Annotated in this window: 1 protein-coding gene; it reads right to left on the reverse strand. The window is 72.9% G+C overall.

From position 1 onward, the window contains the following. Positions 1-3,372, reverse strand: a 3,372-nt coding sequence (locus CK505_RS17965; RefSeq protein ID WP_095651908.1) for a pyruvate carboxylase, incomplete at its 3' end; no start/stop codon positions are given.

The raw sequence follows: 3,372 nt of genomic DNA on the forward strand, positions 1-3,372 counted from the left end.
GCCGCCCGTGGGGGCGGTGATGGAGGCCTCCATCTTCATGGCCTCGATGGTGGCCACCTGGCCGCCCGCCTCCACGGTGTCGCCCTCGGCCACCGTCACGGTCACCGCCCCCGCGAACGGGGCGGCCACGTGGCCGCGGTCCGTGGGGTCGGCCTTCTCGGTCTCGGGCACCGAGGAGGTGATCGAGGTGTCGCGGACCTCGATCATCCGGGGCTGGCCGTTGAGGGTGAGCATCACGGTGCGCATGCCCTTGTCGTCCGGCTCCGAGATGGCCTGCAGGGTCACCAGCAGCCGCACCCCCTTGCCGAGGGAGATCACGTGCTCCCGGTCGGAGGTCAGCCCGTAGAGGAAGTCCCGGGTGTGCAGCAGCGCCAGCTCGCCGTACTTCGCCCGGCTGGCCTCGTAGTCCCGCGTCGGGCCGGCGAACAGCAGCCGGTTCAGCGTGGCGCGGCGGGTGGCCGGGTCCCCGGCCAGGGCCTGGGAGTCCTCCGGGGCCAGCTCCGTGATCCCGACACGCACGTTGCGGCCCTCCAGGGCCTTGGAGCGGAACGGTTCGGGCCACCCGCCGGGAGGCGTGCCGAGCTCCCCGGCGAGGAAGCTGATCACCGAGTCGGGGATGTCGAACTTCTGCGGGTTCGCCTCGAACTCGGCCGGGTCCACGCCCATGCCCACCAGCTGCAGGGCGAGGTCGCCCACGACCTTGGACGAGGGGGTGACCTTGACCAGCCTGCCGAGCATGGCGTTGGCGGCGGTGTACATGTCCTCGATCGCCTCGAACCGCTCCCCCAGTCCCAGCGCGATGGCCTGCTGGCGCAGGTTCGACAGCTGCCCGCCGGGGATCTCGTGCCGGTACACGCGCCCGGTCGGGGCGGTGAGCCCGGACTCGAACGGGGCGTACATCCGGCGGATGACCTCCCAGTAGGGCTCCAGGGCGGTCGCGGCCTCCAGGGGGATGCCGGTGTCCCGGTCCGTGTGGGCCAGGGCGGCGATCAGCGCCGAGGCGGGCACCTGGGAGGTCGTGCCGGCCATCGAGGCCTCGGCCACGTCCACCGCGTCCACGCCCGCGTCGATCGCGGCCATCAGCGTGGCGAGCTGCCCGCCGGCGGTGTCGTGGGTGTGCAGGTGCACGGGCAGGTCGAAGCGCTCCCGCAGGGCGGTCACCAGCTTCGCCGCCGCCGCGGGGCGCAGGAGCCCCGCCATGTCCTTGATCGCCAGCACGTGGGCCCCGGCGTCGACGCACTGCTGGGCGAGCTCGAGGTAGTAGTCCAGGGTGTAGAGGTCCTCGGCCGGGTCCAGCAGGTCCCCGGTGTAGCACAGGGCGACCTCGGCGACCGCGGTGCCCGTCCGGCGCACGGCCTCGATGGCCGGGGCCATCTGCTCCACGTCGTTGAGGGCGTCGAAGATCCGGAAGATGTCCACCCCGGTGGCCGCGGCCTCGGCCACGAACGCGTCCGTCACCTCGGTCGGGTACGGGGTGTAGCCCACGGTGTTGCGCCCGCGCAGCAGCATCTGGATCGGGATGTTCGGCATCGCCTCCCGCAGCAGCCGCAGCCGCTCCCACGGGTCCTCGCCGAGGAAGCGCAGCGCGACGTCGTAGGTCGCCCCGCCCCAGGCCTCCACGGACAGCAGCTGCGGCAGCGTGTGGGCGTAGGCCGGGGCCGCGGCCAGCAGGTCCCGGGTGCGCACCCGGGTGGCCAGCAGCGACTGGTGGGCGTCCCGGAACGTCGTCGAGGTCACCGCCACCGCCTGCTGCTCCCGCAGGGCCCGGGCGAACCCCTCGGGGCCGAGCTCGACGAGCCGCTGCCGCCACCCCGGCGGCGGGGTGTGCTCGGAGGGTCCGTCGAAGGGCGAGCGGAACGGCTCGTCCTGCTTGTCGCCCGGGTAGCGGGGCAGCTTGGTGCGCGGGTCGATGCCCTCCACCCGCTCCCCGTTGGGCTGGTTCACCGTGACCTCGGCCAGCCAGGTCAGCGCCTTGGTGGCCCGGTCCCCGGAGGTGCGGGCCTCGAGCAGCTCGGGGCGGCGCTCGATGAAGTCGGTGGCCACGTTGCCGGCGAGGAACTCCGGGTCGGCCAGCACGGCCTGCAGGAACTGGATGTTGGTGGACACCCCGCGGATCCGGAACTCGGCCAGGGCACGCTGGGACCGGTGCACGGCGGTGGCGTAGTCCCGGCCCCGGCAGGTGAGCTTCACCAGCATCGAGTCGAAGTGCGGGGAGATCTCCGCCCCGGCGTAGACCGTGCCGCCGTCCAGGCGCACCCCCGCGCCGCCGGCGGAGCGGTAGGCGGAGATCTTCCCGACGTCGGGGCGGAACCCGTTGGCCGGGTCCTCGGTGGTGATCCGGCACTGCAGGGCGGCCCCGCGCACGGCCAGCTCGTCCTGGGCGATGCCCAGGTCCGCCAGGGTCTCCCCGGAGGCGATGCGCAGCTGCGACTGGACGAGGTCGACGTCGGTGATCTCCTCGGTCACCGTGTGCTCCACCTGGATGCGCGGGTTCATCTCGATGAACACGTGCTGACCCGCCCGCTCCCCGGCCGTGTCCACCAGGAACTCCACGGTGCCGGCGTTGACGTAGCCGAGCTCCTTCGCGAACTTCACCGCGTCCCGGTGCAGGGCCTGGCGGATCCCCTCGTCGAGGTTCGGCGCCGGGGCGATCTCCACGACCTTCTGGTGCCGGCGCTGCAGGGAGCAGTCGCGCTCGAACAGGTGCACCATCCCGCCCTCGTTGTCGGCGAGGATCTGCACCTCGATGTGGCGGGGCCGGAGCACGGCCTGCTCCAGGAAGACGGTGGGGTCGCCGAAGGCGGTGTCGGCCTCGCGCATCGCGGCGGCCAGCGCCTCGGGCAGCGCCTCGGGGGTCTCCACCCGGCGCATGCCGCGGCCCCCGCCGCCGGCCACGGCCTTCACGAAGATGGGGAACCCGATGCCCTCCGCCTGCGCCAGCAGCTCCTCGGGGTCCGCCGAGGGCTCCGTGGAGGCCAGGGTCGGGATCCCCGCCCGCTTCGCCGCCTTCAGCGCCGCGACCTTGTTGCCGGCCAGCTCCAGGATCTCGGCCCGCGGGCCGACGAAGGTGATGCCCTCGCGCGCGGCGGCACGGGCCAGGTCCGGGTTCTCCGAGAGGAACCCGTAGCCCGGGTAGATCGCGTCCGCCCCGGACTCCTTGGCCACCCGGACGATCTCCTCGACGTCGAGATAGGCCCGCACGGGGTGGCCCTCCTCCCCGATCCGGTACGCCTCGTCGGCCTTCTGCCGGTGGATCGAGTTGCGGTCCTCGTACGGGAACACCGCCACCGTCTTGGCGCCCAGCTCGTAGGCGGCACGGAAAGCACGGATCGCGATCTCGCCGCGATTGGCCACCAGGATCTTGGAGAACAT

Source organism: Kocuria sp. WN036, assembly GCF_002287015.1.
Taxonomy (GTDB): Bacteria; Actinomycetota; Actinomycetes; order Actinomycetales; family Micrococcaceae; genus Kocuria; species Kocuria rosea.